We start from the raw sequence: 26,441 nt of genomic DNA on the forward strand, positions 1-26,441 counted from the left end.
CAGACATGGGAGGGACAACAGAATGGGCAAACGACTCAGGCGACAGACGCTCTCGATCTTGCTGATCGTTACGCTTGTCGTATCATCTCTGCTCCAAAGCTTCTCCACCAAGGCCAGCGCGGCGGCAGGGAACGAGTGGGACCCGCTGCTCGACTGGCTGCCGGAGAACGGCCAGACGTTCGATCCGGCAGGCGACATCATCAGCGCTGCGGTCAGCGGGCAGAACCATACGACGGGCGGGACTGGAAATGCCCCGATCGTCGAAGCGGCCGATCCTGCTCCGGCCACACCGCAGGAGCCGGTCAACATCGCCACCGGGGCATTGGTGCTGACCGAGACCGATTTTTCCTACAGTTCGTACGGACCGAAGCTGGAGATCGCCCGCTCGTACACCAGTGACAAGACGGACAACAAGACGATGTTCGGCCACGGCTGGTCGATTCCGCAAGAGCGCCGGCTGCAGATCTATGCCGATTTTGCGATGGCCGACCAGAAGGCGGACGGCACGGTCGAAACGTACGTCTACACGAAAAACGATCCGGACATGATCGTCGAGACGTATGACGGCGACGACACGATCTGGTATCCGCTGCATCTCGGCAGCTATGCGGCGCAAGACGCTGCGAACAAAAAAGAGCTGATCCGCCGCGGGCCGACCGACTACCTGCTGCGCGAGCCGCAGGGCGGCACGAACTACGCCTTCCACGGCTACTACGCCAAGTGGCGCACCGACGCGCCGAAGACGGCAGGCAAGCTGCTGCGCTACGCGGACAACGTGACCGGCCTCACGATGTTCCTCGAGTACGATGAACAGGGCCGGATGAAGAAAATGCAAGGCAACACCCGACCGTCCTTGACGTTTGGCTACCAGGGGGCTTCGACTCTCGTGTACAGCGTCACCGACCTTGGCGGACTGGTTTACTATTATGGCTACGATGCCAATGAAAACTTAACGAAAGTCACCCGTCCGGACGGCTCGAAGGTGGAATACACTTACGACAGCAGCCACCGCATCACCTCGCGTGCGGAAAACGGGGTGGCGACCTATTTCGAATACAGCGGCGGCAAAGTCTCCGCGATCAAAGACGCTAAGAAACGCACGCTTTATTCCTACACCTATGAAGGCAGCAAAGTCACCCGCACCGATTCGGACGGCCATCGCACCGTCTACACGATCGGCGCGAACCAGAAGATCACGCAAAAGGTCGACCCGGACGGCACGACGACCTCGTACGCGTACAACGCGGACGGCAAAGTCACGTCGCTGACCACGCCGCAGGGCACCACGACGATGGAATACGATGCGAAAGGCAACATGACCCGCCGCGTCGAGCCGCTGGGCCGCGAGACGCGCATCCAATACCATGCGGTGTTCGACAAGCCGATTCGCATCGTCCAGCCGGGCGATGCCGTGTGGGAGTATACTTACACCGACCGCGGCGCCGTGCAGTCGGTCAAAGAGCCGAGCGGCAAAGTCACGAACAATGAAGTGTCGTGGTTCTGGCAGGTCGTGCTCTCCCGCACCGACAACGCCGAGCGCGTGACGACGTTCGACTACAACGACTACGCAGAACTGTCCGACATGACCGACCCCAAGGGGCAAGTCACCTCGTTTGTTTACGACAACTCCAACCGGCTGAAAGAAGTGCATTATCCGGGCGGCAAGAAACTGACCCTGGAGTACCAGGGCGGCAACCGCAAGCCTTCCGTCACGACCGGCCCGATGGGGCTGAAGACGCGCGCCGAGTACGACAAAGGCCGTCTGGTGCGCGAATACGACGAGCTGAACAACCTCACCGCCTATGAGTACAACGACCTCGGCCAATTGGCACGTAAAATCGAGCCGGGCGACCGGGTCACCGCTTACACGTACACACCGCTTGGGCAATTGGCATCGGCCACCTATCCGGGCGGGCGCACCGTCAGCTACAAGTGGGATGCAAACGGCCGCCTCCAGAGCAAAGCGGGCACCGGCGTCATCGCCACGTCCTACGAGTACGACATCTACGGCAACGTCGCAGCTGTCACCACGCCCAAGGGCACCACGCGCTACGAGCGTGACGCGCTGGGCCGCGTGACCCAAGAGATCGACCCGCTGAAGCAGGAAACAAAATACACCTACAACGCAGCCGGCCTCGTCGCCACCGTGCAGGATGCCAAGAACCAGACGGTCTCCTTCACCTACGATGCTGACGGCCAAGTGCTGACCAAGACCGACCCGATTGTGCGGACCGAGAGCTATACCTACGACGACCTCGGCAATCCGCTGACCGTCACCGACGCCGAAGGGCGCGTTACCCGCTACCAATACAACGTGATCGGGCAGCTGGAATCTGTCACCGACCCGCTGAACCGCGTCACGAGCTACACCTACGACGCGACGGGGAACAAGCTCTCCGAAACGTTCGGCAGTTTGACCACCCGCTACGAGTACGACGCGGCCGGCCGCATGAACAAGCGGATCAACCCGGCGGGCGGCGAGACCGAGTACACGTACGACCCAAAAGGGCAACTGCTCTCGACCAAGGACCCGCGTGGGAAAACGACCACTTATACGTACAACCCGGCCGGTCAGCTCCTCACGCAAAAAGACCCCTTGGGCAATGTCTACACGTTCAGTTATGACGCAGCCGGGCGGCTCTCCGGCGTGAAAGATCCAAAAGGGCATGAGGTCGCCTACAAATACGACCTGACCGCCCGCACCACCGAAGTGGTGAAAGATGAGCAGCTCAAAGTCCGCTATCAGTATGATGAAGCGGGCAACCTGGTCTCCTTCACCAACTCGCGCAACCATGTCACGCGCTACGAGTATGACGCCGCCAACCGCCTGACGAAAACGATCACGCCGGCCGGCGAAATCGCGTATGCCTATGACGTGCTGGGCCAGTTGACTTCGGAAACCGACCCGCTCAAACATACCACGCGCTACACCTATGATGCGCTGGGCCGAGTTTTGACGGTGACGAACAAGGCGAACGAAGTCACCGCCTATACGTATGACCCGCAAGGCCGCTTCACCGAAGTCCGCCTGCCGAATGGCACCACCGAGCGTACTGAGTACAATCTGGCCGGACAAGTGACGCTGGAACAAGATGCGGGCGGCGGGCAGACGAAATACGAGTATGACGCGCTGGGCCGCCTGACCCAAAAGACCAACCCGCGCGGCCACTTTGCAACGTATCAGTACGACAAGCTGGGCCGTCTGACCGCAGTGACCGACCCGAAAGGCTACAAGACGGCGCTCACCTACGATGCCAACGGCAACCTGCTTTCCCGCACCAACGAGTTGGAGCAGACGTGGAGCTACGTCTATGACGATGCCAACCGGCTGACCGCAGTGAACAACCCGCTCCATCAGCAGACGAAATACGAATACGACAAAAACAGCAACCTCACCCGCGTCATCGACGTGATGAACCGCGAGACGATCCTCGCCTACGATAAGTTGAACCGTCTCACCGCCACCACCGACACCGGCGGTTTTACCACGCGCTACGAGTATGACGGAGAAGACAACCTCCTGCGCGAGATCGACCATGACGGCGTGGCGAAAGAGTACACCTACGACGCGCTGAACCGCGAAGTGGCAGTCAAAGACCGCGAAGGCAACACCACGACCACCTCGTACGACGCGCGGGGCAATGTGACCGGCACGGTCGATGCGAACGGCGCGGCGAGCTCCTACGCCTATGACGCGATGGGACGCCTGACCAGCGTCACCGATGCCAAACAGGGCGTGACACAGTACCGGTACGACGCGATGGGCAACCAGACGGAGCAGATCGATCCGCTCGGCCACAGCACCGTCTGGGCGTATGACGCGATGTCGAACGTCACGTCCGAACGAGACGGCGAAAACGGCGTCACCCGCTATGAGTACGACCGCATGGGCAACCAGACCGCCCGCATCGACGCGCTCGGCAAACGCACCGAGTACGCGTATGATGAGCGTCAACTCCTGACGGCGATTCAAACGCCGGGCGAGACCCCGTCCCTTTTTGAATACGACGAGATCGGCCGCCTGACCCGCGCGAAAAACGGCGCGCTGGAAGAAGTCTATTCCTATGATGGGCTCAACCGCGTGACGGCCGTGACCAACCCGCAATTGAGCAAAACGGTGTCCTACGAGTACGACGCAGTTGGCAACCGCACGAAGATCACCGACCCGGAAGGACGCGTGATTTCCTATACGTATGATTCGCGCAGCCAGATCCGGTCGATGACCGACCCGGAAGGCCTGGTCACCTCGTATGCGTACGATCCGTACGGCCAAGTGACGGAGATCAAAGGCGGCGACCAGACGGTCACCAGCTACACCTACGACCACAACCGCCGTCCGACCAAGATTCACACGACCACGACGACCGGCGTGCTGTCGACATTCAACTACACCTACGACGGTCTCGGCAACATCCTGACCCAGACCGAAGAAGACGGCGCGGTCACCCAGTTCACCTATGACAAGCTGAACCGCGTGGTCGAAGCCCTGTACCCGATTGAAAAGATCAAAACCATCCGCAACACCTACTACACCCCGCCGCTGAACAAACTATTCCCGAATGGTGCAGACGGCTCCGGCGAGGTCGACACCTCCGCCCCGAAAGTCCCGCAAGCCGCCCAAGGCGGCAACAGCGCCGGCGAAGTCAAAACCCCCGGCAACGGCAATGGAGGCGGAAACGGAAACGGGAAAGGCAACTCTGGGAACAATGGCAATGGGAATGGCAACTCAGGAAACAATGGCAATGGCAACGGGAATGGAAAAGGCAATGGCGGCGACAAAAACCCGAACAGCCCTGGCAACGGCCATGCGTACGGCAAAAACAAGCGCACCGGCACAGTCCCGAGCGACTACACGCCGGAGATCCTGCAGGAACTGGGGTATCCGCCGAGCTACGTCCCGGAAGACCCGGACTTCTTCCTGAACCCGGTCGAGCGCGTCACCTACACCTACGACGCAGCGGGCAACCGCACCAGCATGACCGACGACTACGGCCTTGTCACTTATACCTACGACAAAGCCAACCGCCTGACCGACGTCGACGGTGACACCTACACCTACGACGCCAACGGCAACCTGACCTCAAAGATGACCGCATACGGCCAGGTCAACTACAAATACAACGCGGACAACCTGCTGACCGAAGTCAACTATCCGGACAAGACCTACGTCCACTACGAATACGACGCATTCGGACGCAAAGTATCCCGCGACGAGCAATACTACGACCTGAACGGCCCCGGCGCCTCAATGGGCAACGGCCAAGCCATCCTCCCCAGCACCGGCAACAACGGGAACGGCAACGCCTACGGTCTTGAAAAGAACCCGAACAAAGGCAACAACGGTAATGGAAATAACGGAAACGGAAACGGCAACAACGGAAATGGAAATGGTAATAACGGCAATGGAAACAATGGTAATGGCAACAACGGCAATGGCAACAACGGCAATGGCAACAACGGCAATGGCAACAATGCTGGCCCAGGTGGTGTCATCAAGAACTACCACCTGAAAAAAGAGCAGACCGACTACCTCTACGACGGTAACGCCCTGCTCAGCGAATACAACGGTAAGACCGGAGAGACCTTCGCCCAGTACTACCGAGGTGCCGATGACCAAGTCGTCTCCCGCAAAATGTTTGGTTTCCAAGGCCGCAAAGAGCAAGGCTACCTTGGCAACCTGCGCGACCGCGGACATCACCTGTTCTACCACTATGACGGCATGGGCAACGTCACCGACCTGACCGACTACCTCGGCAGCGAAGTGCTGAAGTACCGCTACGACGCATTCGGCGGCGTCTTCACCCAGCTCTGGACACCGTACAACCAAGTCGGACTGACCGGCAAAAGCTACGACATCAAAGCCAGCCTCATGGACTACAGCGCCCGCTGGTACAGCCCCTCGGTGGGCCGATTCACCACGCAGGACACATGGACCGGCCTCGGTGATCTCCCGCAGACGCTGAACCGCTATGCGTATGCGTTGAACAACCCGATCAACATCACCGACCCAAGCGGCCATGCACCGTGCTATGAGGACGACAACGGAGACCTCCGCTGCGGCTATTCCCCGAACCCCGACGACTGGGGCAACCGAGGAGGCGGAAGCGGAGGAGGAGGAGGAGGAGGCACCGACAACGGCTGGACCCCGCCGCCACCGCCACCACCGCCCAACCCGGACGAACTCGAACCGCCGCCACTCCCGCCGTGGATGAACAAAGACGGCCGGATTGCGACCCTGCTTGAAAAGGCTGGCATGTCGCCGCAAGAGATCTCAATGATGTTCCAACTCCTCTCAGCCGGAGTCGACTCAATCCCTGTCCTTGGGAACATCAAATCAGCAGTCGAAGCGATCACCGGCTACGACATCATCTCCGGCGAAAAACTCGGCTTCTGGGACCGCGCCGTCTCCGGCGTCACCGCCCTCATCCCAGGCGGAGGAGCTTTAAAGAACGCCCTCAAAGCCGGAATGAAGACTGCCAAGGCGCTCGACAAAGCGGCCACCATAGAGCGGAAACTTGACGACGTCCCGATAGGCTGCGGCAACTGCTTTACCGCTGGAACCCTCATCGAAACTGAAAACGGCAAAAAGCCGATCGAGGAGATCGACGTCGGCGACAAAGTCCTATCCAAAGACGATGCTACGGGAAAGATCGCCTACAAAGAAGTCAACGGAACCTTCCAAAGAGATACCGAAGAGATATATACTATCCAAATAGGCGATCAAAAGCTGACCACTACTGGCGAGCACCCCTTCTACGTCCACAACCACGGCTGGGTGCGTAGCAAAAACTTAAAAGCTGGTGATCGTCTCGATACGGCATCGGGTATGACGCTTGAAGTTCAAGACATTCAGGTCAAGCAGGAGACCATCCGTGTCTATAACTTCAGTGTAACTGACTACCACTCGTATTTTGTGTCAGACCAAAAAATCTGGACACATAATACTAAGACCTGTCCGATTTTTGGGTCAAAGGATTACCAGGCACGATTCCAGGCGGAACTCGGTAGGTCTCAGTATCCGGGACATGAACTTCACCATGGTTACCCTCAGCAATTTGAGGCAGATTTTAGGAATGCTAATATAGATATACATGCTCCCAAAAATATCTACGAACTTCCAGAACCATTACATCGTACAGTTACCGTAAATGGGGAGAAGTATCGTACAGGAGTTCATTCTGCACCTTTAGAAACTTCCTGGAATGGACAATGGAGAGAATTTTTCAGAGCAAATCCGAATGCTTCAGCTGAAAGTATGGAGAAGTTCCGCGAGAAATTAGGAAATGATTTTGCGATTAATAACTATTTGGGAGGTGTTAAGAAATGAGATTTTATGAGATCAGAGAAAAAAGCGAATCTTTTGCGCAAGTGTATTCAACTCCGGAAATGAAATTTATGGAGCGATGCACTGCATGTGGAAGAGGGGGAGAGAGAGTCCCCCCTCTCTCTATTAAATTCGATAGAAGAAATATTCCTGATTTAAGTTTCTATCCACCTGATATATTAGTTACCGACCGGGTGAAAGCAATGTTTGAGCAGCAAGGTATTCGCGGTGTAGAATTCTTGGAGGTATCGTATCAAGGGGATCCACAACTGTTACAGGGGAAAAGAATCTGGCATTTTAACGTGGTGGCGAAAGTTAAGGCATCTCCTGAGTGCAATATCATGTTGTTGAAAAACTGTGAAGTTTGTGGCCGAAAAGAATACTCAACTTGGGACGGTGGATTAATAGCATCTCAAGAGGATGCAAAGAGATATGACGTTTTTCGTATCGAGGAACATTGGGGTTATGTATTTATCAATGAGCGTGTAAAGAAACTTATCATAGAAAACGATTTTGTAAATGCTAAATTTATTGAAGACAAAGAAGTGAAAGATACACTTGCGTGGATGCGACCAAAAGTAGATTACTGAAATGATTAAGGAGCACCTTTTAAAGAACCTCAAAATAGCCATTACAAGCTATTTTGAGGTTCTTTATTAGATATGTCTCTAACGGTCGAAAAGGCTAGGTATCATCCATCTGGTATGACGTTGAGTTGCTTCTACGTAGAGAATAAGTCGCTTGATGAAATCCCATAAATAGGGGCATCCACCTGAGTTGCCGAAGTATCCGCCTGAAAAATAGTGAACGGGGCTACTGGATTGTCAACATTAAATCAGACAGCTTTTTTAAGGGCTTCTTGGCGATACTGAACAGGTGTCAGATATCCCAACTTTCCATGAATCCGATGCTAGTTGAACCAGTTGACATAATCGAATAATTCCATTTCCAGATGACGGAGACTCTGGAATCTCATCTGGTGGATGAACTCGGTTTTCATAACATTGTAGGTGGCTTCGGCCACGGCATTGTCATAGGACAGCCTTTCATACTTAGAGATCGGCCGATTTCAAAGGTCTCCAGAAGCTCATGAATCCTTTGATTTTTAAACTCGCTGCCGCGATCCGTATGAAACCACTGAATTTGACGCAAATCACCCTGTACCGTAGCAAAGGCGCGTGAAATCAGAGCAGCGTCCTTTTTTGGACCTGCACTATGACCAATAATCTCTCGATTGAACAGATCGATGAGCACACAAATGTAATGCTACTTGTTTTGGACTTTCACATATGTAAGATCATTGGCGACAAAGCGTTTGACTTCGGTTTGCTCAAACTCAAGATCCAGGACATTCGTTGTTGGTGATTCATTACAAGACGATTTATAGGGCTTATATTGGGCTATAGTGTAAGTGGAAACCAGCCCTTGCTCTTTCATGATCCGGCCAATGCGAAGCCTAGACACGAGGAAGCCTTGTTCCTGGAGCCTTACTTTGATCTTTCGCGTGCCGTATGCTTTTCGATTCTTGTTGAAAATCTCCACAATTGTTTCTGTGATTTTCTCCTCTTTTGCTTGTTCTTTCGCTTCGTAATAGAATGTACTTCTTGCGATTTGCAGGACGTCACACATTGCTGATACCGAGTATTTTTCACGGTTGTTCTGGATGATAGCTACTTTCGTCCCATGATCAGCGCCGCTTGCTTTAAAATATCGTTCTCCATCCGCAGACGCTGAACTTCTTTCCTTAGAGCATTCAGGGTCAAGTATTCTCCTTCTAGGAACGGAAGGAGATCCTGCTCAAGCAGGAAGCTTTATAGATTTCCAGACGACCAAGATCATCCTATACAACAATAATATTTGACAAAAAATGTATTCTTCAGAGGCTGCCTCAACGTGTAGACAAAGTACCTATCGGTGCGAGGTATACACGCTTTTTTTGTCGTATTCTCTATTAGGTCAATCTGGTTCAACGAAACGGATTCCCATAGAAAGGCGATGAAATCATTGAAAATTGATCCCTCGATGATTGAAAGGTTATCTCAGATAAAGTGGTTAAGTAACTGCGGTAGACCGCTCAATGATAACCTCAATCTAAACATCCGTTATATTTCAAATTGGGAGGATGCAAAAAGAAATTATCTAAGTTCAACTTGGGAGGACACAACTCTAGTTGCTCGTAATGCTCTGACTATGTTTTTACACAAAAAGTATAGTAATCGCTACGATAACTGGAACAAACTCGTACGGGAAGCGAAGGCTATATTAGAGGAGCAGGTTTTCCTAACGATTGGAAATCTGAGCCAGGAGCACTCTTTGGATGAAAAATGGGTGGGTTTGGTCAAGTGGGATATTTTGAATGCAGTCATGGAAAATGCTTACCAGGATTGTGAGAATAGACCAACATTTTTTCTAGATTTACTCGAAGTGTATGAGGAAGGTAATTTCCCTTGTGGCTGGCAAGGAGATTGGCCAAAGGGTGAACTTGTGATTTTTTAGTATTTTCGGTCAAGAAAAGGACTGATCGGCAAAGCTACGATCGTAATGAAGGAGAAGGTAAGATACGCGGATCGAATATAGAAAGATAGAGATTTACTCCGAGGGTGGAGTAGTAAAAACGAATGGTTTGAATGCTCACATTGCAAATGAACTTATGATAACAATAGGGGAAGAGCAAAGCCGCGAGTATATAGAGGTACTGAAGTACTTAGTTGATTATGTGCTCGACGATACTCCCGTCATGAAGCCAGACCAAACAATTGCTTACTACTCGTGGATTTTAAAACTTGCTCAAGAAGATTCCGCTTACTATGAACTCTGGGAGGGCCGGCACATTAAAGCAGTGCTGGTACCGCCCGTCTGAAGGATGCTTCACGACTCAAGATACCTGGAGGTATCGGTGAGCTCTCGCCAACGCTCAATGACCGTAGTAGGAAAGGTTGGTACGTTTAAGGAATAAATAAATAAATGAATAGGTTCGCGGGGACATTGTGATGCCCCATCAAATGCCATCTGCAAAAATATGGAGCATCCTCATCCCGAGTCTGGTGGACGACATCGTGAAACATACACCATTGGTACAACAAGTAAGAAGTTGAATGAGTATCTCAATTTGAGCCACATGATGCTTTAGCCTTTGATATAAAGGATGCACGTTTTATCTATCAGCAGGGGGGTCTTTATACCCCTGCTATTCGTCAGGGATTAAAAGATACCATTACACTAAACAAAGAACTCTATCCGAAAGTCTTAAAATAATAGGAGGATTGTATGGTGCAGAAAAATTTAGTCGAACAACTTATGAATAATCGTTTGCTTAGAACAAAGGAGGAGATAGGCTTATTTGAAAGCTCTATTGAGTCGCTGATGGATCTCGGTGAAGAAAGTTTGATCTCGGACCTGTGTTCAGGTTTTGATGACTCAACGGAACATAATGAGGCAATGTTTGGGCTCGTACATGCAATAGAGTCTTTAGATATAGTTTATGGACAAGAGAACGCGCTTAGAAAACTGGCAGGTTCACTTCCAGCGTTGTTTCCTCATGCAAAAGGTTGGGCAGTGATCCTTAACAAAAGAATCTTGAATCACGATCCAAGTCTAATCAAATACGCAGAAGTGGTGAAAGATCTTGATCCCGATAAAAAAGAGTTAATCACAAGTTTGGTTCGTGAAATTAAAGAAGAGCCTTCAAGAAAATTTGAAACAGCAGGGGCTACATTCCTAACACAAATGTAAGGATGAGATTCAGGGTTTTGTCTTTTGGGAGAATTTCTTTGGGGAAACTAACTTCTCCCGACAGAACGACAACCTGCCGAGTTGCACTCGGCAGGTTTTTTGTCATATCCACCGCCGCACCTGACTATACTTCTACTAATCTCAGAAACGTTAGTCAGAAGAGGAGGGGCGCTTTTGTCAAAGGATGGGGCCGGGAGGAACTGGCGGAAGGTCGTGGATATGATTCGGGGACGGCAGCCGGTCGAGGAGGGGCCGACGGAGATGGAGAAGCTGCAGGCGGAGATCGACCAGGCGCGGGAAGAATGGGCGATCGCGCAGCAGCACATCGATCATGTGTCCGATCCGGAGCTGATCGATCACGCGATTTACTATCTGGAAGCTGCAGAACGGAAATACGGGTACCTGCTCCGCGAAGCCAAGCGGCTGCAGGCGAAAACATCCGGGCAGGCACATGCGCTCCTTGAATAAAGGGGCGTTTTTGCTTGTTCTCCCCATTGCACGTTCCGGGATTGCATGATAAGATAGCAATGTAAGGATTTCGTGAAAATGCTGTAAAGATAAATTATAAATTGTGTATACAGTTTATAGATGAGCAATTTGATCGGAGCACTCAACTAAAAAATGAACCGGACTTAATGGAATCCTTAGTAGACAAAAGGACCTTTCTTTAGCCTACCTAGAATTTTGTAACATAATGGTAACATTTAGTCCTGCATATTTCGTCGAATTTCTGATATACTAGAAAGTGACCACCAAAGTTTAACATTTTGGATGGCCTCCCAGGGCGATGGCGAACGAGCCGCGCTCCATTGTGTCGGTGACTTCTGTCACCGCTTTTTTTTTTGCAACAAGCCCCTCGTCCCCCTATCATGTTCCGCTCTGGCTGCGCATAGAGTAGGAAGGAGGACAAGGAGGGGGAGAAACGATGTCAGCATGGCAAGTAATCGGGATGCTCGTCGGCGCAGTCGTGCTCATCTATATGATCGCGAACTTCATGCGCGATCCGGGACAAGCGATCATGGGGATGCTGCGCGGGCTGATCGTCGGCGTAGTGGCGTTGTTTGTGATCAATCTGATCGGGGCCTCGTTTGGCTTTCATATCGCGATCAATCCGGTCACCGCGGCGACGACCGCGATACTCGGACTGCCGGGAGTGGCGGCGCTCGTCGTGATGAACGTCTGGATGGTGTAAATGCACACTTTAACACGTATATGCCAAGGGCCGGTGTTTCTATTCTTCAGAAACATCGGCTTTTTCACGTATAAAACTAGTGGAAAGCGTTATAATGGAATGCTAGAGAGACCAAGCAGAGGATGGTGGTCAGGATGGAAGAGTTGAACGTATGCGGTGACAAGCAAAGCGGCGGCACCTGCATCGTCTGCGGGGAATCGAAAGCATTTGGCATCCGCATCCTTGCTCAATTCCTGTGTCACGAGTGCGAGCGCGAAATCGTCAAAACGGACGCGCAAGATGAGAAATATCAATACTATGTGGATCGCATGAAACAGATTTGGCTGGAAGCGATTTCGTAACCTGCATACACGCTGGAATCGCCGATCTGTCTGTCGGGGCAGGCGGGCGAAGATCCAACAAGCAACAGAAAAGCTGCCCTGCTAAACCAGCGGGGCAGCTTTTGTTGTGAGTCGTACTGCTATTTTTTCTTCCGATACTTCTTGCGCAGCTCGTACACGGCGATCCAGAGGATGCCGAGGACGTCCAGCGCGAGCAGGTAGGTGTAGATGCTCATCGGATAGACCCAACTCATCATGAAGATGACGGAGCCGATCGCGGCGAGCAGGACGATGACGAGCAGAGAGTTAGAAGTTTTCATCTCAGCGCTCCTTTCGACGACTACTGCTTGTCGCTGTAGTCGCGGTATCGGCGGCGGGCCACGCCGGAGCTGTATGCCGCTTCGATGACGGCGAGGCGGACGGCCTGCACGACTTTCTTATTGAAGACAGACGGAATGATGTAGTGCTCCGACAGCTCTTCGTCGCTGACGACGCTGGCGATCGCATACGCTGCAGCCAGCTTCATCTCTTCATTGATATCGGATGCGCGGCAGTCTAATGCCCCTTTGAAGATGCCCGGGAAGCAGAGCAGGTTGTTGATCTGGTTCGGGTAGTCGGAACGGCCGGTCGCCATCACGCGCACGTACGGTTCCGCCACATCCGGGTCGATCTCCGGGTTCGGGTTGGCCATCGCGAAGACGATCGGGTCTTGCGCCATCGACTGCAGATGCTCCACCGTCAGCACCCCCGGACCCGACACGCCGATGAAGACGTCCGCGCCTTGGATCACATCGGACAGCGTGCCTTGCAGGTTGTCCGGGTTGGTGTTCTCCGCGTACCACTGCCACATCGGATTCTCATACGGCTCGTGGCGGGAGATGACGCCCATGCGGTCAACGCCGACCACGTTTTTCACGCCGGCGAGCAGCAGCATCTTCGTGCAGGCGATCCCCGCTGCGCCGATGCCCGTGACGACGACTTTCAGGTCTTCCAGCTTCTTGCCGACCAGTTTGACCGCGTTCATCAAACCGGCGAGCAAGACGACAGCCGTGCCGTGCTGGTCATCGTGGAACACCGGGATGTCCAGCTCCTGCTTCAGGCGCGCTTCGATCTCAAAGCAGCGCGGCGAGGAGATGTCTTCGAGGTTGATCCCGCCAAACGCCGGCGCGATCGCTTTGATGTGTGCGATGATCGCTTCTGTGTCTTTCGTATCGAGGCAGATCGGGAAGGCGTCCACGCCGGCGAACTGCTTGAACAGCATCGCCTTGCCCTCCATGACCGGCATCGCAGCGTACGGGCCGATGTCGCCGAGGCCGAGCACCGCCGTACCGTCCGACACGACCGCGACGGTATTTTTCTTGATCGTCAGCTTGAACGCTTTGCTCGGGTCCTCATGGATCGCCTCGCAGATCGTCGCCACGTGCGGGGTGTAGACGCGCGCCAGCTCGTCGCGGTTGCGCACCGGGATCTTCGAGCGGACTTCGATCTTGCCGCCCAAGTGCATCAGCATCGTGCGGTCGGACACGTTGACGACGTGGATGCCTTCGGCCTGCTCCAGGCGCTCGCGGATCACTTTGCCGTGGCGGCGGTCAAAGACGTTGACGTTAACGTCGCGGATCGCGTGGTCCTTGCGCACGTCCACCACGTCGACGCCGATGATGTCGCCGCCCTCTTCGCCGATGATGTGCGCCACCTTGCCAAAGGTGATCGAACTGTTTTGCAATTCAAGCCGGTAGATCAGGGACAGACCGGCCGTTTTTTCGTTTGCCATCTATCGTTCCTCCTTTATGTACGCAGTCCAAAAGTGAATAAAATCTATTTTATCACCAACGTCAATCAGAATGAAAGATTGCAAAGCCAAAAATCGGTTGTATGGTCCGATTTGGCAAGACGATACTAAGAAAAAGGAACTCGTACGGCAGATCTCGAAGTATAGGTGATATGATGACAACTAGGATTCCCATTTTGCATGCAATCCTCTCGCATCTCCAGACCAGCCCGACCGCCTTCCACGTGCCCGGCCACAAGATGGGTCGCGGGCTGCCCGGAGAATTGGGCGCCTGGCTGAGCGCAGCAGGACGGCTCGACCTGACCGAAATCCCCGGGCTCGATGACCTGCATGCGCCTGAAGGCGCGATCCGCGATGCGCAAAGGCTGGCAGCCGAGGCGTTCGGGGCGGAGGAAACATTCTTTCTGATCAACGGCAGCACCGCCGGCAACCTCGCGATGGTGATGACGGTGTGCCAGCCGGGAGATATTATCCTCGTCCCCCGCAATCTGCACAAGTCGGTCATTCACGGCTTGGTGTTGGCGCAGGCCCGGCCCGTTTTTTATCAGCCGGAGGTCGTGGCCGAGTTCGGCATCGCCGGCCGGGTGCCAGCAGCGGAGATCGCGCGGGCGGTGCGGGAGAACCCGCAGGCCAAGGCGGTGCTGATCACCTCGCCGACCTACCACGGCATCGCATCCGATCTGGCTCTGATCGCCGGGATCGTGCACGAGGCGGGGATGCTGCTGTTGGTCGATGAGGCGCACGGAGCGCATTTCGCCTTTCATGAACAGCTGCCCCCGACGGCGATGGCCAGCGGCGCCGACATGGCGGTGCAGAGCACGCACAAGCTGCTCGGCGCGCTGACCCAGGCTTCGATGCTCCATGTGCAAGGCCCGCGCGTCGACCGCGTGCGGCTGCGCAAACGGCTGCAGCTGGTGCAGAGCACGAGCCCGTCCTACCTTTTGATGGCGTCGCTCGACGCGGCCCGGTATCAGATGGAGACGGAAGGACAAGCCCGTTTGGAAAAAGCGCTCCGGGCGGCGGCTGACGGACGGCAGCAGCTGCTGGAACTTCCCGGCCTGCAGGTACTGCCGGCCGACGATCTGCTAAAATGGACGATCCGGGTCACCGGGCTCGGAATCACGGGGACGGACGCCTACCGCATCTTGCACGAAGAGCACAAGATGATGCTGGAGCTGTCCGACCCGTACAATGTGCTCGCCGTCCTGAGCTATGCGGATGGCGAGCGGCAGGTCGACCGGCTGGTGACGGCGCTTGCGAAGCTCGCCCCGAGCGGGCATCAGCTGACCGTGTCGGCATACACCGCGCCGCCAAAGCTGCGGGCGGTGCTGCCTTTGCACGACGCGTTCGATCTGCCGAGCGTGACGGTGCCGCTCCGGGAAGCGGCGGGAAAAGTGGCTGCGGAGATGGTGATTCCCTATCCGCCCGGCATTCCGCTCGTCCTGCCCGGTGAGGAAATGACAAGAGACATGCTAGAATATATAGAGCAGCTTCGCAGTGCGGGCATTCGTTTTTCCGGCGCGGAGGATGCAGCGTTAAATACAGTGCAAGTGATACGGCAGTAAGCTGTTTCCTTGATAGAGTGGAAGGAGAAACGTGGACGTGGGGCTTTTTTTCACGCTGGAAGGGCCGGATGGCAGCGGCAAATCGACGCAGATCAGGCGGCTCGCTGAACGTTTGGAGGAGAGCGGAATACGATATCTTACCACCCGGGAACCGGGCGGCACACCGATCAGCGACCAGATTCGCGCGTTGCTGCTCGATCCGGACAACCGGGAGATGACGGCGAAGACAGAAGCGCTGCTCTACGCCGCCTCCCGCGCCCAGCACGTGGCAGAGGTGATTCGGCCGGCGCTCGAGGCCGGGATTGTCGTGATCTGCGACCGCTACATCGACGCCTCGCTCGCTTACCAGGCGACCGGATTGGGACTGTCTGTTGAATACGTGCGCGAACTGAACCGGCAGGCGACCGACGGCCTGTGGCCGACGCGAACCTATCTGATCGACGTGCCGGCGGAGGTCGGCATCGGCCGGGTGGCCAGAAGCCGCGGGACGGGGCTGGATCGCATCGAACAGCGCGATCTGCACTACCACGGCCGCGTGCGCGATCAGTTCCTGCAGATCGCCAGAGAGGAGCCGGAGCGGTTTTGCGTGCTCGACGGCACCCGCTCGATCGATCAAGTGACCGACGCCATCTGGGAGGATGTCCGCCAGTTCCTGAATGCAGACTAAAGGAGTGGGTCCCAAGGTGAAACTTGTGATTGCAGTCGTGCAGGACAAGGATAGCAACAAATTGTCGAACGAACTGGTGAAAAAGGGCTTTGGCGCGACCAAGCTCGCTTCCACCGGCGGCTTTTTGAAATCGGGCAACACCACATTTTTGATCGGCGTGGAAGAGCATCGCGTCGAAGAAGTTCTGCAAGTGATCAAAGACACGTGCAAAGCGCGCGAGAAGACGATCACGCCGATGTCGAACATGGGCAGCACCGGCGAAACGTTCGTCCCGTATCCGGTCTCTGTGCAGGTCGGAGGCGCGACGGTGTTCGTCATCGATGTCGAACATTTTGCTCATTTTTAAGAGGGAGCGGTTTTGATGAAGATCGGGAACAACCAAAGACCTTTCGTCGAAACACTCGGTTTGCGCGAAGATACACGAGCGGGGGATGTCAAATCTCCCGCTTTTCAAGATATTTTCCAGCAGGCCAACGCCAAATTGACCCGGGCCGAATTGGACAAGCTGATGCGCCAGATCGATTCGCTCGGCAACTTTTTGGCCCGCAACATGACATGGAAGGCCTTGCAGGATTACAAGGAGCAGGTGCGGCGCTTTTTGGAACAGGTGGTCAAAGGCGGCTTTGGCGCGAAAGAGAAGCAGGGCTTTGACCGCCGCGGCCGGATGCGCCTGTACAAGATCGTCTCGCAAATCGACGACCTGATGGCCGAACTGGCCGAGCAGGTCGTGGCCGATGAAAAAGAACATTTGGACTTGCTGGCCAAGATCGGCGACATCCGCGGCCTGCTCTTGAACCTCTATTTTTAGTGCGATTTTGAACGAGAGAAGGGAATGAGCGCGATGACCTGGCCAGTACCGGGGCCTGTGACCGACATGTTGTCGCGCAGCCTCGCGAACGGACGGATGGCGCACGCCTACCTGTTTCTCGGCGCGGAAGGGTCGGGGCAGGCGGAGACGGCGAACTATTTTGCCAAAGCGATCCTCTGTGCCGGCGAACAGCGGGCGGAGCGCCCCTGCGGCGTCTGCATCCAGTGCCGGCGCTTTGAGTCGGGCAACCATCCCGACCTGATCGTGCTGGAGCCGGACGGCAATGCGATCAAGATCGCCCAAGTGCGCGAGCTGCAAAAGGCGTTTTCATTGAAATCGATGGAAAGCGCCTCGAAAGTCTACATCATCCACCAGGCGGACAAGATGACGGTGGAGGCGGCGAACTCGCTGCTGAAATTCCTCGAGGAGCCGACGACGCCCGTCGTGGCCGTGCTGCTCGCCGAAGCGAAGACCAAGCTGCTGCCGACGATCATTTCGCGATGTCAGGTGATCCAGTTCCCGCGCCGTCCTGTCGGTGTCGTGGCCGAGCAACTGCAAGGCGAAGGATTCCCGGCTTCGCGGGCGCGATTCCTCGCCTACATGAAGCAGTCGCTTGGCGCAGCCAAGGAGCTGGCGGCCGAAGAGCGGTTTGCGGAAATCTTGACTCTGGTGGTACAATTGACTGAAGAGATCGCGGCGCGTCGCAACAACGCGCTGTTCACTCTGCAGGAAAAAGTCTTTAAACAAAATTGGCAAAGTCATGAGATCGACGCTTTGCTCGATGCGCTGTCGTGGTGGTATCGCGACGTGCTGTATGTGCGGCTCGGCATGGAGCCGCAGGTCGCAGCGGATGTGCATCTGGAGCGCTACCGCCAGCAGGCGATGAGCCTGCGCCAGGAGCAGTTGCAGTCTATGATCGATATCATATTCAAAACGAAAAAACGCTTGCAAAGCAATGCCAATGTGCAACTTTCGCTTGAGCATATGATTTTGCAATTGCAGGAGGGATAGGAGCTATGTTTGCCGTAGTCGGGATTCGCTTTAAAAAAGCGGGCAAGATCTACTACTTCGACCCGGCTGACCTTCCTATCGAAAGAGGAAATTTTGCCATCGTGGAAACTGCGCGTGGCGTTGAATACGGAGAAGTCGTCATCGGCAAAAAGTCTGTTTCTGAAGGAGACGTCGTCTTGCCGTTGAAACGGGTGCTTCGCATCGCAGACGCTAAAGATGCAGCCCAGGTGGAGGAAAATAAGGTCGCCGCGAAGAAGGCGTTTACGATTTGTCAGCAGAAGATCGCTGATCATGGCATGGAAATGAAGCTGGTCGATGTCGAATACACATTTGACCGCAACAAGATCATCTTTTACTTTACGGCCGACGGCCGCGTCGATTTCCGGGAGCTGGTCAAGGATCTCGCTTCCGTGTTCCGCACCCGCATTGAGTTGCGTCAAATCGGTGTGCGCGACGAGGCGAAACTGCTCGGCGGGATCGGCCCGTGCGGGCGCATTCTCTGCTGCTCGAGCTGGCTCGGCGATTTCGACCCGGTGTCGATCCGGATGGCGAAAGACCAGAACCTTTCGCTCAACCCGGCGAAGATCTCCGGTCTCTGCGGCCGTTTGATGTGCTGCTTGAAATTCGAAAGTGATACGTATGATGCAGACCTTGAGGCAGCAGACGGAAAATAGAACACAGCATGGCAGAGGCGAACAGAGCCAAGGGGATTGCAAGCGGGGTGAACGAGTGGATAAACAGGCCGTTTTTGCACAAGTAGCCAATGTTGAAGAACGAATCGGCGAGCTCTACCGCGAATTGGGGTCGCTGAAGCAAAAGATCGTGGAACTGATCGAAGAGAACCAGAAGCTGCAGATGGAGAATGAGAATCTGCGCAAGCGCCTCGACAGTCAGGAGCCGGGAGCCGAAGCGGAAGGCGGAGAGAAGCTGATCCAGCTCGGCGAAGGCTATGACAACCTGGCCCGCTTGTACCAGGAAGGATTTCACATTTGCAACCTGCACTACGGAAGTCTCCGCACAGAAGGAGACTGCCTGTTCTGCCTGTCGTTCTTGCACAAGTAAGTCAGTCATCTAAGAATTGAGATCGAGGAGGTGCGAACCTCATGCACGAGCAGGAGGCGTATCGTAACCTTCGCCACAATGTCAGAATCAACACAATACAGGGAATCTTTGCGGTGCTGGCCCAGAACTTAACGGCACCGTTCATTCCCCTGTTCGCGATCAAAGTATTGGAAGCGTCCGATTCACAAGTCGCTTGGTTGTCGTCGTTGCCGGCGCTAACCGGGATTCTCGTCTTGTTGCCGGGCGCTCTTTTTATTGATCGTCTCGTGGCGAAGAAGCAATTTACCGGGTCGATGATCTATCTGCGTGGTCTGTTTTTTCTGTTTCTTGCCATTCTTCCGTTTATGTCGATCGACCTGTATTGGATGGCCTGGCTGTTCGTCCTGATCATCGGATTGATGAACATGCCGTACTCGGTCTACCAGCTCGCCTGGCAATCGTTTATCGCCGACGTGATCCCGGCCTCGCAGCGGGCGCGGGTGTTCGGGTCGCGCAATCGCATCACCCAAGGGATCGGGACGATCACCACCGTGCTCACCGGCGTCCTGATCTATCTGTACGGCGGTGCGGCGTGGGCCTACCAATCGATCTTCGCCTTGTCGTTCGTGGTCGGCATTCTGGAAGCGACCACCTTGCGCAAGATCAAAGAGCCGGTGCTGCAGGCGGACAAGAAGGTGCATACGCTGGCAGAACTCTGGCAGTCGCTGCTGCGGGAACAACGCTTTTTGATCTTTGCGCTGGCTTCGGCGGTGTTTCATTTCGGCTGGCAGATGGCGTGGCCGCTGTTTAACATCTATCAGATGTCGCCCGAGTATGCGAACATGTCTGCGCTGTGGGTGTCGGTGATCACCATCTGCAACTCGCTGATGGGGGTGCTCACCTATCCGTGGTGGGGCAAAGTCGCGCAGAAGATCGGGCATGGCTGGACGCTGGTCATCGGCACGGCCGGGCTGGCGACGGCGCCGCTGCTCTATTCGCTGACGATGAACCTGTGGGTGCTGGCGGCGTTCAACCTGTGGATGGGAATCTTTGCCGCCGGCACGGTGCAGACGCTGTTCAACCGCGTGCTGGAAGTGTCGCCCGATGACAAGCGGGCGCTGTTTATCGCCATGCACTCGCTGGTGATCGGGGTGACGGCGATCTTTGCGCCGCAGTTTGGCGTCTGGATCATGGGACTGTTCGATATCAACTTCGCATTTTATGTTTCGTCGGGCATTCGGCTGTTCGGATCGGTCGCGTTGGGGCTGGTCGCGATCTGGGAGCTGCGGAAGCGGCAAAAAGGTGCCCTCTAGTCATCAATTCCCCTACGACTTATAATTACATGTAGTTGCATGGTGAACGGAGCGATTCGAAATGAGAGCTAAAGGAGCCAGACCGGAGCAAGGACTTACCAAGAGCATCGTGAAACAGATGAGTCGGATCATGGCGCTGCTGATCATTCTGATCCTGGTCGGCGGCGCACTTCTCTACTGGTTTAACCATCGTATGCAGGCGAGCTTCGAACAGCAGGTGTCCGAATTGGATGAGAAGGCGTTTCTCGCCGGCGAGATTCAGCAGAGCATGTCGAGCCTGATGATCGAGTACCGTGGCTACATCTCCTACCATCTGCCCGACTTCAAAGGGCGGATCGCCGAGAACCAGCGCGGGCTGAGCGACGGCGTCGCCAAGTTCCGCCTCGTGGCGCTGACCGAGTCGGACCGCGAGCATCTGCGCTTTTTAGAAGATGCGAGCAGCCGTTACTCGAAGCGCGTGACGGAAGGGGTGCGCATGATCGACGAAGGCCGCTTCGACGAGATCACGAAGCGGGCCGGGGAAGAAGGATTTTTGACGTTTACCGATGAGCTGCGGGCGCGTCACTACATGTTCATGGAAGACCTGCGTCTGGAGCAGATGGAGCTGCGCAGCGCGTACGCCGACAAAGTCGACCAGCACACGGTGTATTATGCGGAGTACCTGCTGCTGATCGCGATGTTGATCGCCCTGCTCGCCGTGCAGTTCGCGCGCAACGTCGGCGGACCGCTACGTACGCTTGCGTTGTTTTCTGAACATTATGAAGATGCAAAGATCATCAATTTGCCGTATGACAAACGGGAAGATGAGATCGGCTACCTGACGCGAATCTTGAAGCAGATCTTCATGCGGATCAAAGAAAACGAACGCAAACTGATCGAGCAGAGCCAGGAGCTGCGCCTGCAGCAGGATGAGATGATGGCCCAGACGGAACAACTGATCATCCAGCAGGACGAGCAGCACCACACGCTGGTCAAGATGAAGGAGAAAGAGAGCATTCTGGCCGCGCAGTATGAACTGAGCTCGTCATTGCTGAACACGCTCGATCAGGAAGAGCTGTTGGAGAGCATCGTCCGCAATCTCATGCGCATCCAGCAGGCCGACAAAGGCGCGGTCGTGCTGCTGGAGAGCGGCTTTCCGCATGCCTCGGTTGGCGTGGGCACAGTGGGGATGGAGCAGCTGATCCTGTCGCTTGAGGAGAGCATTTTGCCGCGTCTGCGTGAGGAACGTCAGGCATTTGTCGTCGAGCGGGAAGCGCTTACGGCCGACAAAGGCTATCACGAAGGGAAGATGAAGCTGTACGACCTGTTCCTGCCGATTCTCGCCCGCGGCGGCAGTGTGACGGCGCTGATCATCCTGACGCGCATCGGGCGCCGCTTCGGCCCGGATACGATCAAACAGGGCAGCGCGCTGAGCAATCAGATCGCCTTGTCGATCAACAAGCTGCGGTCGCGCGAGCTGAATCTGCAGATCATCGATTCGATCCGCGAAGGGATGCTGCTGTTCAACGCCCATGGCCGGCTGGTGCAGGCCAACCGCATGTGGGCGGAGTGGATGCAGTGCCAGTTCCGAGGGTTGGACGAGTCTTGCGCCACAGAGCTCCTGTACAGGCAGATCGCCGTGCGTGTGCAGCAGAGCGAAGCGTTGATCCGCTTCCTGCAGGACGCGATACAGGGACGTGTCAGTGCCGGCGAGCAGCTGGTCTACGAGCTGGAAGGTGAAAGCGGCCAGCCGATCACCGTGCTTTTCGTCAAAACGGCAGGCGGGACGATGTTCCTGCACCGCAAGGGATGAGAGAAGCTGTCGAATTTGATTGCCCGGGAAATGGGAAGGGGGAAAACGATGTGCAAAGCTGGCAAGAAGAGATCGCACGGGGCTATGAACTGTACCGCCAAGGGGAGCATCGCGAAGTGCTGAAGCTGTTTGCGCGCCTGCGTTTGGAGTACCCGGAAGTGGCGCAAGTCTGGCACGAGTCGGCGGGGATGCATGACCGGATGGGGTTCGAAGAAGATGCGGCTCCGCTCTACGAACGGGCGCTGGCGCTCGGCTTAGCGGGCGAGGAGCTGGTCGACTGCCTGATCTGCCTCGGCTCCACCTACCGCAACCTCGGGCAGTTGGAGGACTCGCTGCGCCGTCTGGAAGACGCCCGCCGGCTGCAGCCGGACAACCTTGCCATTCAAGCGTTTCTGAGCCTGACGCTGGCCGACCTCGGGCACGGCGCCGATGCGGTGCGGCTGCTCGGGCAGGCCTTGCTGCGCGAGTCGGATGATGGAAAGCTGCAAGGATACAACCGGGCGCTGAAGGAGTATTTTGCGACGGTTGGACGCGTGTAAATGACAAGTGTTCACATCGCACACAGGAAAAGCCGAAGCTGACCAGCTTCGGCTTTTCCTGTGTGTTATCGGCTTTTGACCAGCATCTCAACAGCTTCCTTGATGACATGATTGGGTTCATTGCCTTGATCGAGCTCCGTGCGAATGCACGATTCCAGATTCGAGGCGACAATCGTTCCGATCGCACGATCCACTGCGGAGCGAATCGCCGATAATTGGGTGACGACTTCCCGGCAGTCCTTCTGCTGTTCCATCATGTTCAAGACGCCGCGCAGCTGTCCTTCCATCCGGCGCAGTCGATTTTTGATCGCGTCGTTGTATTCCACGGTGCATCACCTCACACAGTTGATTTGATGAGCAGCGTACCCCCTGAGGTATCGCTTCGCAAGTCGCCGTTCTTTGTCGGTCAGATGAACAGATTCAGGCGGCTTTGATCCGCTTCGGCCAAATAAGTGGCAACACCGGCGTATTCGATGCCGTCGATCAGTTCCGCTTCCGTGATGCCCAGCACATCCATCGACATGGCGCAGGCGATGATTTTGACGTCAAGCTCCTGCGCGGTTTCCATCAACTGCTGCAGCGTCGCGATGTTTTTCTTGCGCATGATATATTTCATCATCTTCGAACCGAGACCGCCCATGTTCATGTTGGAAATCCCGAGCTTTTCCGGACCGCGCGGCATCATCCAGCCGAACATGTTTTCCAAAAAGCTTTTCTTCACCGGTACCGGCTCACCTTTGCGCAGGATGTTCAGTCCCCAGAAGGTGAAAAACATCGTCACTTGATTGCCCATCGCCGCAGACCCGGTTGCGATGATGAAGCTGGCGATGGCTTTGTCCAAGTCTCCGCTGAATACGACCATCGTGCTTTTGTCTTCCATGGTTTCTCCTCTTCCCGTTGTTTATTTTGCTGCTTCAATCGCTCGAATCAGCGTCTCCTCCACACCTTGCGCGATGCTTTCCAGCGCGGGGTCTTGCAACACGCCCATCAGCGCGCTTGGCTTGGGCAGTCCAATCTTCGTGGTGTCACCGTCCTGATAGACGACGATCTTGCAGGGCAGGAAATAGCCGACCAGCAGATTCTGTTCCAGAACGCGCTTCGCTTCCACCGGGTTGCAGACTTCAAGGACGCGGTAGGGAGTCGTAAAATCGACGCCCTTTTCCTGCAGTTTGGCCGGCAGATCAAGCTGCCACAGCACGCCGAACTTGTGATCTTTCAGGCTTGCTTCGATCGCTGCGGTTGCTTCGTCCAGTGTTTTCGTCGTTTCCACCGTGTAGTGAAACATGAGCTCATCCCCTTATGCTTTTTTAACAAAGAAGCGGAACACGCCGTTTGCTTCTTCCATCTTGAGCAGTTCGTGGTGCGTTTGCTTGACCCATGCTTGGAAGTCTTGGATCGACCCTTTGTCGGTCGTCTCCAGCATCATCACTTGACCGGCTTGCAGCGAGTCGATGCCTTTCTTTGCTTTTACGATCGGCATCGGGCACGCAAGGCCTTTTGCATCGACATGCAGATCCATGTTCATGTACATACTCCCCCTCAAACGTTTTTTTGTGCCAAAATCTGAATCACATGCGACAACCCGTGGTGCAGTTTTCCTTCGTGACGTACCACTTCACCCATGAACAGATGCAGGATCTTCCATCCGTCAAACGCCTGCAGGAAATCTTCCGGCCGGTACAGCTGGTCACGTTCCTTCGGCCCGCCGCTGCCATAGGGCGGCTGATCCACGGAGTAGACTTCACTGAGAAAGTATCCGCCCGGCTTTACCGCGTCGCGGACGGCGGCGAGTGTTTTCCGGCGAAGTTCCGAATCGAAGTGACCAAAGATGCAAATGATCTGATCCCAACGGTCTTCCAGCCACGGTGCCTCGTTCAAATCCACCAGTTCTGGATGAACCTGCACCCCGCGCGCTGCAGCCAGGCGCCGGGTCTTCTCCAAGCCGGCCGGTGCAAAGTCCCATGTCGTGACCTCCATCCCTTGTTGAGCAAGGAATACCGCATTGCGCCCTTCCCCTTCGGCAATGGCCAGTGTGTGCCCCTGCGGATGGAGCCGGTGTACCATCGTTTCCAGAAATGCATTGGGTGTTGTGCCGTAAACGTACTCTTCGTTCAAGAACCTTTCATGCCATGGGTTCCCATTTTTATGCAAAACGATCACCTCATTACTTGGGATGCTCCCTTGCGCTCCGAAATATGCTATTGGTGCTTCAGGGCACAGCGGTTGGGACCAATCTCTACTTCCATCGCTTTTTCGGGATCTGCTTGCAGCACCCCGCGGTTGATGTCGACAATCTCCGTGTAGTTCGGCGGAGTGGCGCCGACAGCCCCTGCGACCGCTTCGGTAAACGCTGCGCGGTCTGCGGTGCGCATGATGGCGTTATTTTGGCGGATCGCACCGAGGGAGGCTCCGACATAACCGTGCGCGTTGATCTCCTCGATGTCAGCAAAGTGTGTCGGCAGCACCAGCACTTCGTCCGACAGATTGGCGATCGTTGAGAAGACGGTGTCGTACAGGGACTGTGCCCACTCGCGCGCCTTGCCGCCAAGATCGGGACGACCCAGTCCGCCGACAAAAATGGTGTCTCCGGACAGCAGGTACTCACCGTTGACCAAAAACGAAGTACTGCCGGGGGTATGACCTGGTGTCGGCACCGACAGGACTTGCACGTCCACGCGGCCGAATCGAATGTTTTCATGATCTTCGAGCGCTGCATAGGGCAAGTTCGCGCCTTGCATCTCGCTGGCCGAGATGTAGTAGGTCGCATCCGTTCGTTCCGCCAGTTGCAGACCGCCGGAGATGTGGTCGGCGTGGAGGTGCGTGTCCATGACCCCGGTGATCTTGACCCCGGCTGCTTCTGCATAGTCGAGGTATTCGTGCACATGGCGGCCCGGGTCGACAATCACCGCTTCGCCGTCAGAGATCACCATGTAGGACAGGCAGCCTTTCGCCAGACGATTGAACTGCACGAGCTTCATCGAGCCGGTATCGGCAATCGTGATCGGATGATAGAACTGGCTCCATTCTTTCATGCCCTCTTCCAGGTACGAAGCGGTATAGCCGCGCTCGTCGAGCAGTTCCGCGACCATCAGCGCACTGCCGCCTTTGGCGCAGATCACGACGATCTCGGCATCTTTCGGCAGATCCGCATAGATCTCGTCGTTGTCGTCCAGGAAATCGAAGTACGGGATGTTCACCGATTGCACAGCGGCGCTTTCGATCTTCCAATCGGCGTAGTCTTCCGGGTTGCGGACATCGAGGAGGAAGAGTGCTTTGCCTTGCTCGATGTCTTGATGAAGTTGTTTGGCGTTGACAGCTTGAACGGTCATCTGAAAAACCACCTTTCGT

25 protein-coding genes and 2 pseudogenes are annotated in these 26,441 nt (G+C 55.3%); 17 read left to right on the forward strand and 10 right to left on the reverse strand.

Annotation, left to right across the window (positions count from 1 at the left end; all coding sequences use genetic code 11):
* The first annotated feature begins 22 nt into the window (after window positions 1–22).
* A complete protein-coding gene (locus tag EV586_RS17100; RefSeq protein ID WP_132946303.1) occupies window positions 23–7,327 on the forward strand; it encodes a polymorphic toxin-type HINT domain-containing protein in 7,305 nt (2,434 codons plus the stop codon).
* Entirely contained in the window at window positions 7,324–7,914 is a 591-nt protein-coding gene (locus tag EV586_RS17105; protein WP_132946304.1) for an imm11 family protein, read from the forward strand. The genes EV586_RS17100 and EV586_RS17105 overlap by 4 nt, the downstream gene beginning before the upstream one ends.
* 320 nt (window positions 7,915–8,234) lie before the next feature.
* Here the strand turns inward: EV586_RS17105 and EV586_RS21880 are convergent.
* Window positions 8,235–8,578 (reverse strand): annotated as a pseudogene (locus tag EV586_RS21880) (IS3 family transposase).
* A 12-nt stretch (window positions 8,579–8,590) separates the two neighbouring features.
* Window positions 8,591–8,953, reverse strand: coding sequence for an IS3 family transposase (locus EV586_RS21885; RefSeq protein WP_132946306.1), 363 nt, complete (start codon window positions 8,951–8,953; stop codon window positions 8,591–8,593).
* A 375-nt stretch (window positions 8,954–9,328) separates the two neighbouring features.
* Between EV586_RS21885 and EV586_RS17125 the strand changes: the two genes are divergently transcribed.
* The 5 genes from EV586_RS17125 to EV586_RS17150 all read left to right on the forward strand — a co-directional run bounded on the left by EV586_RS17125 (window position 9,329) and on the right by EV586_RS17150 (window position 12,589).
* The gene (locus tag EV586_RS17125; protein ID WP_132946307.1) at window positions 9,329–9,820 is read left to right on the forward strand and encodes a hypothetical protein; all 492 of its coding nucleotides are present in this window, start codon (window positions 9,329–9,331) and stop codon (window positions 9,818–9,820) included.
* Window positions 9,821–10,594: 774 nt separating this feature from the next.
* The gene (locus EV586_RS17135) at window positions 10,595–11,056 is read left to right on the forward strand and encodes an Imm30 family immunity protein (protein WP_243653073.1); all 462 of its coding nucleotides are present in this window, start codon (window positions 10,595–10,597) and stop codon (window positions 11,054–11,056) included.
* A 219-nt stretch (window positions 11,057–11,275) separates the two neighbouring features.
* Window positions 11,276–11,524 carry a YaaL family protein gene (locus EV586_RS17140; protein WP_132946308.1) on the forward strand — a complete coding sequence of 83 codons (249 nt, stop codon included), beginning with the start codon at window positions 11,276–11,278 and terminating at the stop codon, window positions 11,522–11,524.
* A gap of 457 nt (window positions 11,525–11,981) precedes the next feature.
* Window positions 11,982–12,248: a pro-sigmaK processing inhibitor BofA family protein gene (locus EV586_RS17145; protein ID WP_132946309.1), complete on the forward strand. Its 267-nt coding sequence runs from the start codon at window positions 11,982–11,984 to the stop codon at window positions 12,246–12,248.
* A 134-nt stretch (window positions 12,249–12,382) separates the two neighbouring features.
* Window positions 12,383–12,589, forward strand: coding sequence for a sigma factor G inhibitor Gin (locus EV586_RS17150; RefSeq protein WP_207893932.1), 207 nt, complete (start codon window positions 12,383–12,385; stop codon window positions 12,587–12,589).
* Window positions 12,590–12,708: 119 nt separating this feature from the next.
* On the opposite strand, the gene EV586_RS17155 is transcribed toward EV586_RS17150, so the two are convergent.
* Both EV586_RS17155 and EV586_RS17160 read right to left on the reverse strand, forming a co-directional pair.
* Entirely contained in the window at window positions 12,709–12,888 is a 180-nt protein-coding gene (locus tag EV586_RS17155; protein ID WP_132946311.1) for a hypothetical protein, read from the reverse strand.
* A 20-nt stretch (window positions 12,889–12,908) separates the two neighbouring features.
* Window positions 12,909–14,339 carry an NAD-dependent malic enzyme gene (locus EV586_RS17160; protein ID WP_132946312.1) on the reverse strand — a complete coding sequence of 477 codons (1,431 nt, stop codon included), beginning with the start codon at window positions 14,337–14,339 and terminating at the stop codon, window positions 12,909–12,911.
* Window positions 14,340–14,533: 194 nt separating this feature from the next.
* Here EV586_RS17160 and EV586_RS17165 point away from each other — a divergent pair, with 194 nt between their 5' ends.
* From EV586_RS17165 to EV586_RS17210, 10 genes and pseudogenes are all read left to right on the forward strand, one after another.
* On the forward strand, window positions 14,534–15,922 hold the full coding sequence (locus tag EV586_RS17165) for an aminotransferase class I/II-fold pyridoxal phosphate-dependent enzyme (RefSeq protein WP_165898678.1): 1,389 nt from the start codon (window positions 14,534–14,536) through the stop codon (window positions 15,920–15,922).
* A 37-nt stretch (window positions 15,923–15,959) separates the two neighbouring features.
* Window positions 15,960–16,589 (forward strand): dTMP kinase, encoded by a 630-nt coding sequence (gene tmk, locus EV586_RS17170; RefSeq protein ID WP_132946314.1) that lies wholly within the window; start codon window positions 15,960–15,962, stop codon window positions 16,587–16,589.
* 16 nt (window positions 16,590–16,605) lie between these two features.
* Complete coding sequence (locus EV586_RS17175) at window positions 16,606–16,935, forward strand: cyclic-di-AMP receptor (protein WP_087456332.1); 330 nt, start codon at window positions 16,606–16,608, stop codon at window positions 16,933–16,935.
* Window positions 16,936–16,950: 15 nt separating this feature from the next.
* Window positions 16,951–17,397: a YaaR family protein gene (locus tag EV586_RS17180; RefSeq protein WP_132946315.1), complete on the forward strand. Its 447-nt coding sequence runs from the start codon at window positions 16,951–16,953 to the stop codon at window positions 17,395–17,397.
* Window positions 17,398–17,430: 33 nt separating this feature from the next.
* Window positions 17,431–18,408 (forward strand): DNA polymerase III subunit delta', encoded by a 978-nt coding sequence (gene holB / locus EV586_RS17185; RefSeq protein ID WP_165898679.1) that lies wholly within the window; start codon window positions 17,431–17,433, stop codon window positions 18,406–18,408.
* Between the two features lie 5 nt (window positions 18,409–18,413).
* A pseudogene (locus EV586_RS17190) lies at window positions 18,414–19,055 on the forward strand (PSP1 domain-containing protein); the annotation flags it as partial.
* A gap of 82 nt (window positions 19,056–19,137) precedes the next feature.
* Window positions 19,138–19,470: a DNA replication initiation control protein YabA gene (gene yabA, locus EV586_RS17195; protein ID WP_165898680.1), complete on the forward strand. Its 333-nt coding sequence runs from the start codon at window positions 19,138–19,140 to the stop codon at window positions 19,468–19,470.
* Between the two features lie 41 nt (window positions 19,471–19,511).
* Window positions 19,512–20,762, forward strand: a complete 1,251-nt coding sequence (locus EV586_RS17200; protein WP_132946319.1) for an MFS transporter — start codon at window positions 19,512–19,514, stop codon at window positions 20,760–20,762.
* 61 nt (window positions 20,763–20,823) lie between these two features.
* A complete protein-coding gene (locus tag EV586_RS17205; protein WP_132946320.1) occupies window positions 20,824–22,554 on the forward strand; it encodes a hypothetical protein in 1,731 nt (576 codons plus the stop codon).
* Between the two features lie 50 nt (window positions 22,555–22,604).
* Window positions 22,605–23,093 (forward strand): tetratricopeptide repeat protein, encoded by a 489-nt coding sequence (locus EV586_RS17210; protein WP_165898681.1) that lies wholly within the window; start codon window positions 22,605–22,607, stop codon window positions 23,091–23,093.
* Between the two features lie 65 nt (window positions 23,094–23,158).
* On the opposite strand, the gene EV586_RS17215 is transcribed toward EV586_RS17210, so the two are convergent.
* The 6 genes from EV586_RS17215 to EV586_RS17240 all read right to left on the reverse strand — a co-directional run bounded on the left by EV586_RS17215 (window position 23,159) and on the right by EV586_RS17240 (window position 26,422).
* Complete coding sequence (locus EV586_RS17215; protein ID WP_132946322.1) at window positions 23,159–23,419, reverse strand: metal-sensitive transcriptional regulator; 261 nt, start codon at window positions 23,417–23,419, stop codon at window positions 23,159–23,161.
* 80 nt (window positions 23,420–23,499) lie between these two features.
* Window positions 23,500–23,973 (reverse strand): DsrE/DsrF/DrsH-like family protein, encoded by a 474-nt coding sequence (locus EV586_RS17220; RefSeq protein WP_132946323.1) that lies wholly within the window; start codon window positions 23,971–23,973, stop codon window positions 23,500–23,502.
* Between the two features lie 21 nt (window positions 23,974–23,994).
* Window positions 23,995–24,378 carry a DUF302 domain-containing protein gene (locus tag EV586_RS17225; protein ID WP_132946324.1) on the reverse strand — a complete coding sequence of 128 codons (384 nt, stop codon included), beginning with the start codon at window positions 24,376–24,378 and terminating at the stop codon, window positions 23,995–23,997.
* A 12-nt stretch (window positions 24,379–24,390) separates the two neighbouring features.
* Window positions 24,391–24,618 carry a sulfurtransferase TusA family protein gene (locus tag EV586_RS17230; protein ID WP_132946325.1) on the reverse strand — a complete coding sequence of 76 codons (228 nt, stop codon included), beginning with the start codon at window positions 24,616–24,618 and terminating at the stop codon, window positions 24,391–24,393.
* 14 nt (window positions 24,619–24,632) lie between these two features.
* Complete coding sequence (locus EV586_RS17235) at window positions 24,633–25,208, reverse strand: SAM-dependent methyltransferase (RefSeq protein ID WP_243653074.1); 576 nt, start codon at window positions 25,206–25,208, stop codon at window positions 24,633–24,635.
* A gap of 83 nt (window positions 25,209–25,291) precedes the next feature.
* Window positions 25,292–26,422 (reverse strand): MBL fold metallo-hydrolase, encoded by a 1,131-nt coding sequence (locus tag EV586_RS17240; protein ID WP_132946326.1) that lies wholly within the window; start codon window positions 26,420–26,422, stop codon window positions 25,292–25,294.
* Window positions 26,423–26,441 lie beyond the last annotated feature (19 nt).

Origin of the sequence: Tumebacillus sp. BK434, assembly GCF_004340785.1 — a bacterium.
GTDB lineage: Bacteria > Bacillota > Bacilli > Tumebacillales > Tumebacillaceae > Tumebacillus_A.

Excerpts from the sequence above, each read along its gene's own strand:
- EV586_RS17100 (WP_132946303.1), top strand. The coding sequence starts at position 23 with ATGGGCAAACGACTCAGGCGACAGACGCTCTCGATCTTGCTGATCGTT.
- EV586_RS17105 (WP_132946304.1), top strand. The coding sequence starts at position 7,324 with ATGAGATTTTATGAGATCAGAGAAAAAAGCGAATCTTTTGCGCAAGTG.
- EV586_RS21885 (WP_132946306.1), bottom strand. The coding sequence starts at position 8,953 with ATGTGTGACGTCCTGCAAATCGCAAGAAGTACATTCTATTACGAAGCG.
- EV586_RS17140 (WP_132946308.1), top strand. The coding sequence starts at position 11,276 with ATGATTCGGGGACGGCAGCCGGTCGAGGAGGGGCCGACGGAGATGGAG.
- EV586_RS17145 (WP_132946309.1), top strand. The coding sequence starts at position 11,982 with ATGTCAGCATGGCAAGTAATCGGGATGCTCGTCGGCGCAGTCGTGCTC.
- EV586_RS17150 (WP_207893932.1), top strand. The coding sequence starts at position 12,383 with ATGGAAGAGTTGAACGTATGCGGTGACAAGCAAAGCGGCGGCACCTGC.
- EV586_RS17155 (WP_132946311.1), bottom strand. The coding sequence starts at position 12,888 with ATGAAAACTTCTAACTCTCTGCTCGTCATCGTCCTGCTCGCCGCGATC.
- EV586_RS17160 (WP_132946312.1), bottom strand. The coding sequence starts at position 14,339 with ATGGCAAACGAAAAAACGGCCGGTCTGTCCCTGATCTACCGGCTTGAA.
- EV586_RS17180 (WP_132946315.1), top strand. The coding sequence starts at position 16,951 with ATGAAGATCGGGAACAACCAAAGACCTTTCGTCGAAACACTCGGTTTG.
- holB (WP_165898679.1), top strand. The coding sequence starts at position 17,431 with ATGACCTGGCCAGTACCGGGGCCTGTGACCGACATGTTGTCGCGCAGC.
- EV586_RS17200 (WP_132946319.1), top strand. The coding sequence starts at position 19,512 with ATGCACGAGCAGGAGGCGTATCGTAACCTTCGCCACAATGTCAGAATC.
- EV586_RS17205 (WP_132946320.1), top strand. The coding sequence starts at position 20,824 with ATGAGAGCTAAAGGAGCCAGACCGGAGCAAGGACTTACCAAGAGCATC.
- EV586_RS17220 (WP_132946323.1), bottom strand. The coding sequence starts at position 23,973 with ATGGAAGACAAAAGCACGATGGTCGTATTCAGCGGAGACTTGGACAAA.
- EV586_RS17225 (WP_132946324.1), bottom strand. The coding sequence starts at position 24,378 with ATGTTTCACTACACGGTGGAAACGACGAAAACACTGGACGAAGCAACC.
- EV586_RS17230 (WP_132946325.1), bottom strand. The coding sequence starts at position 24,618 with ATGAACATGGATCTGCATGTCGATGCAAAAGGCCTTGCGTGCCCGATG.
- EV586_RS17240 (WP_132946326.1), bottom strand. The coding sequence starts at position 26,422 with ATGACCGTTCAAGCTGTCAACGCCAAACAACTTCATCAAGACATCGAG.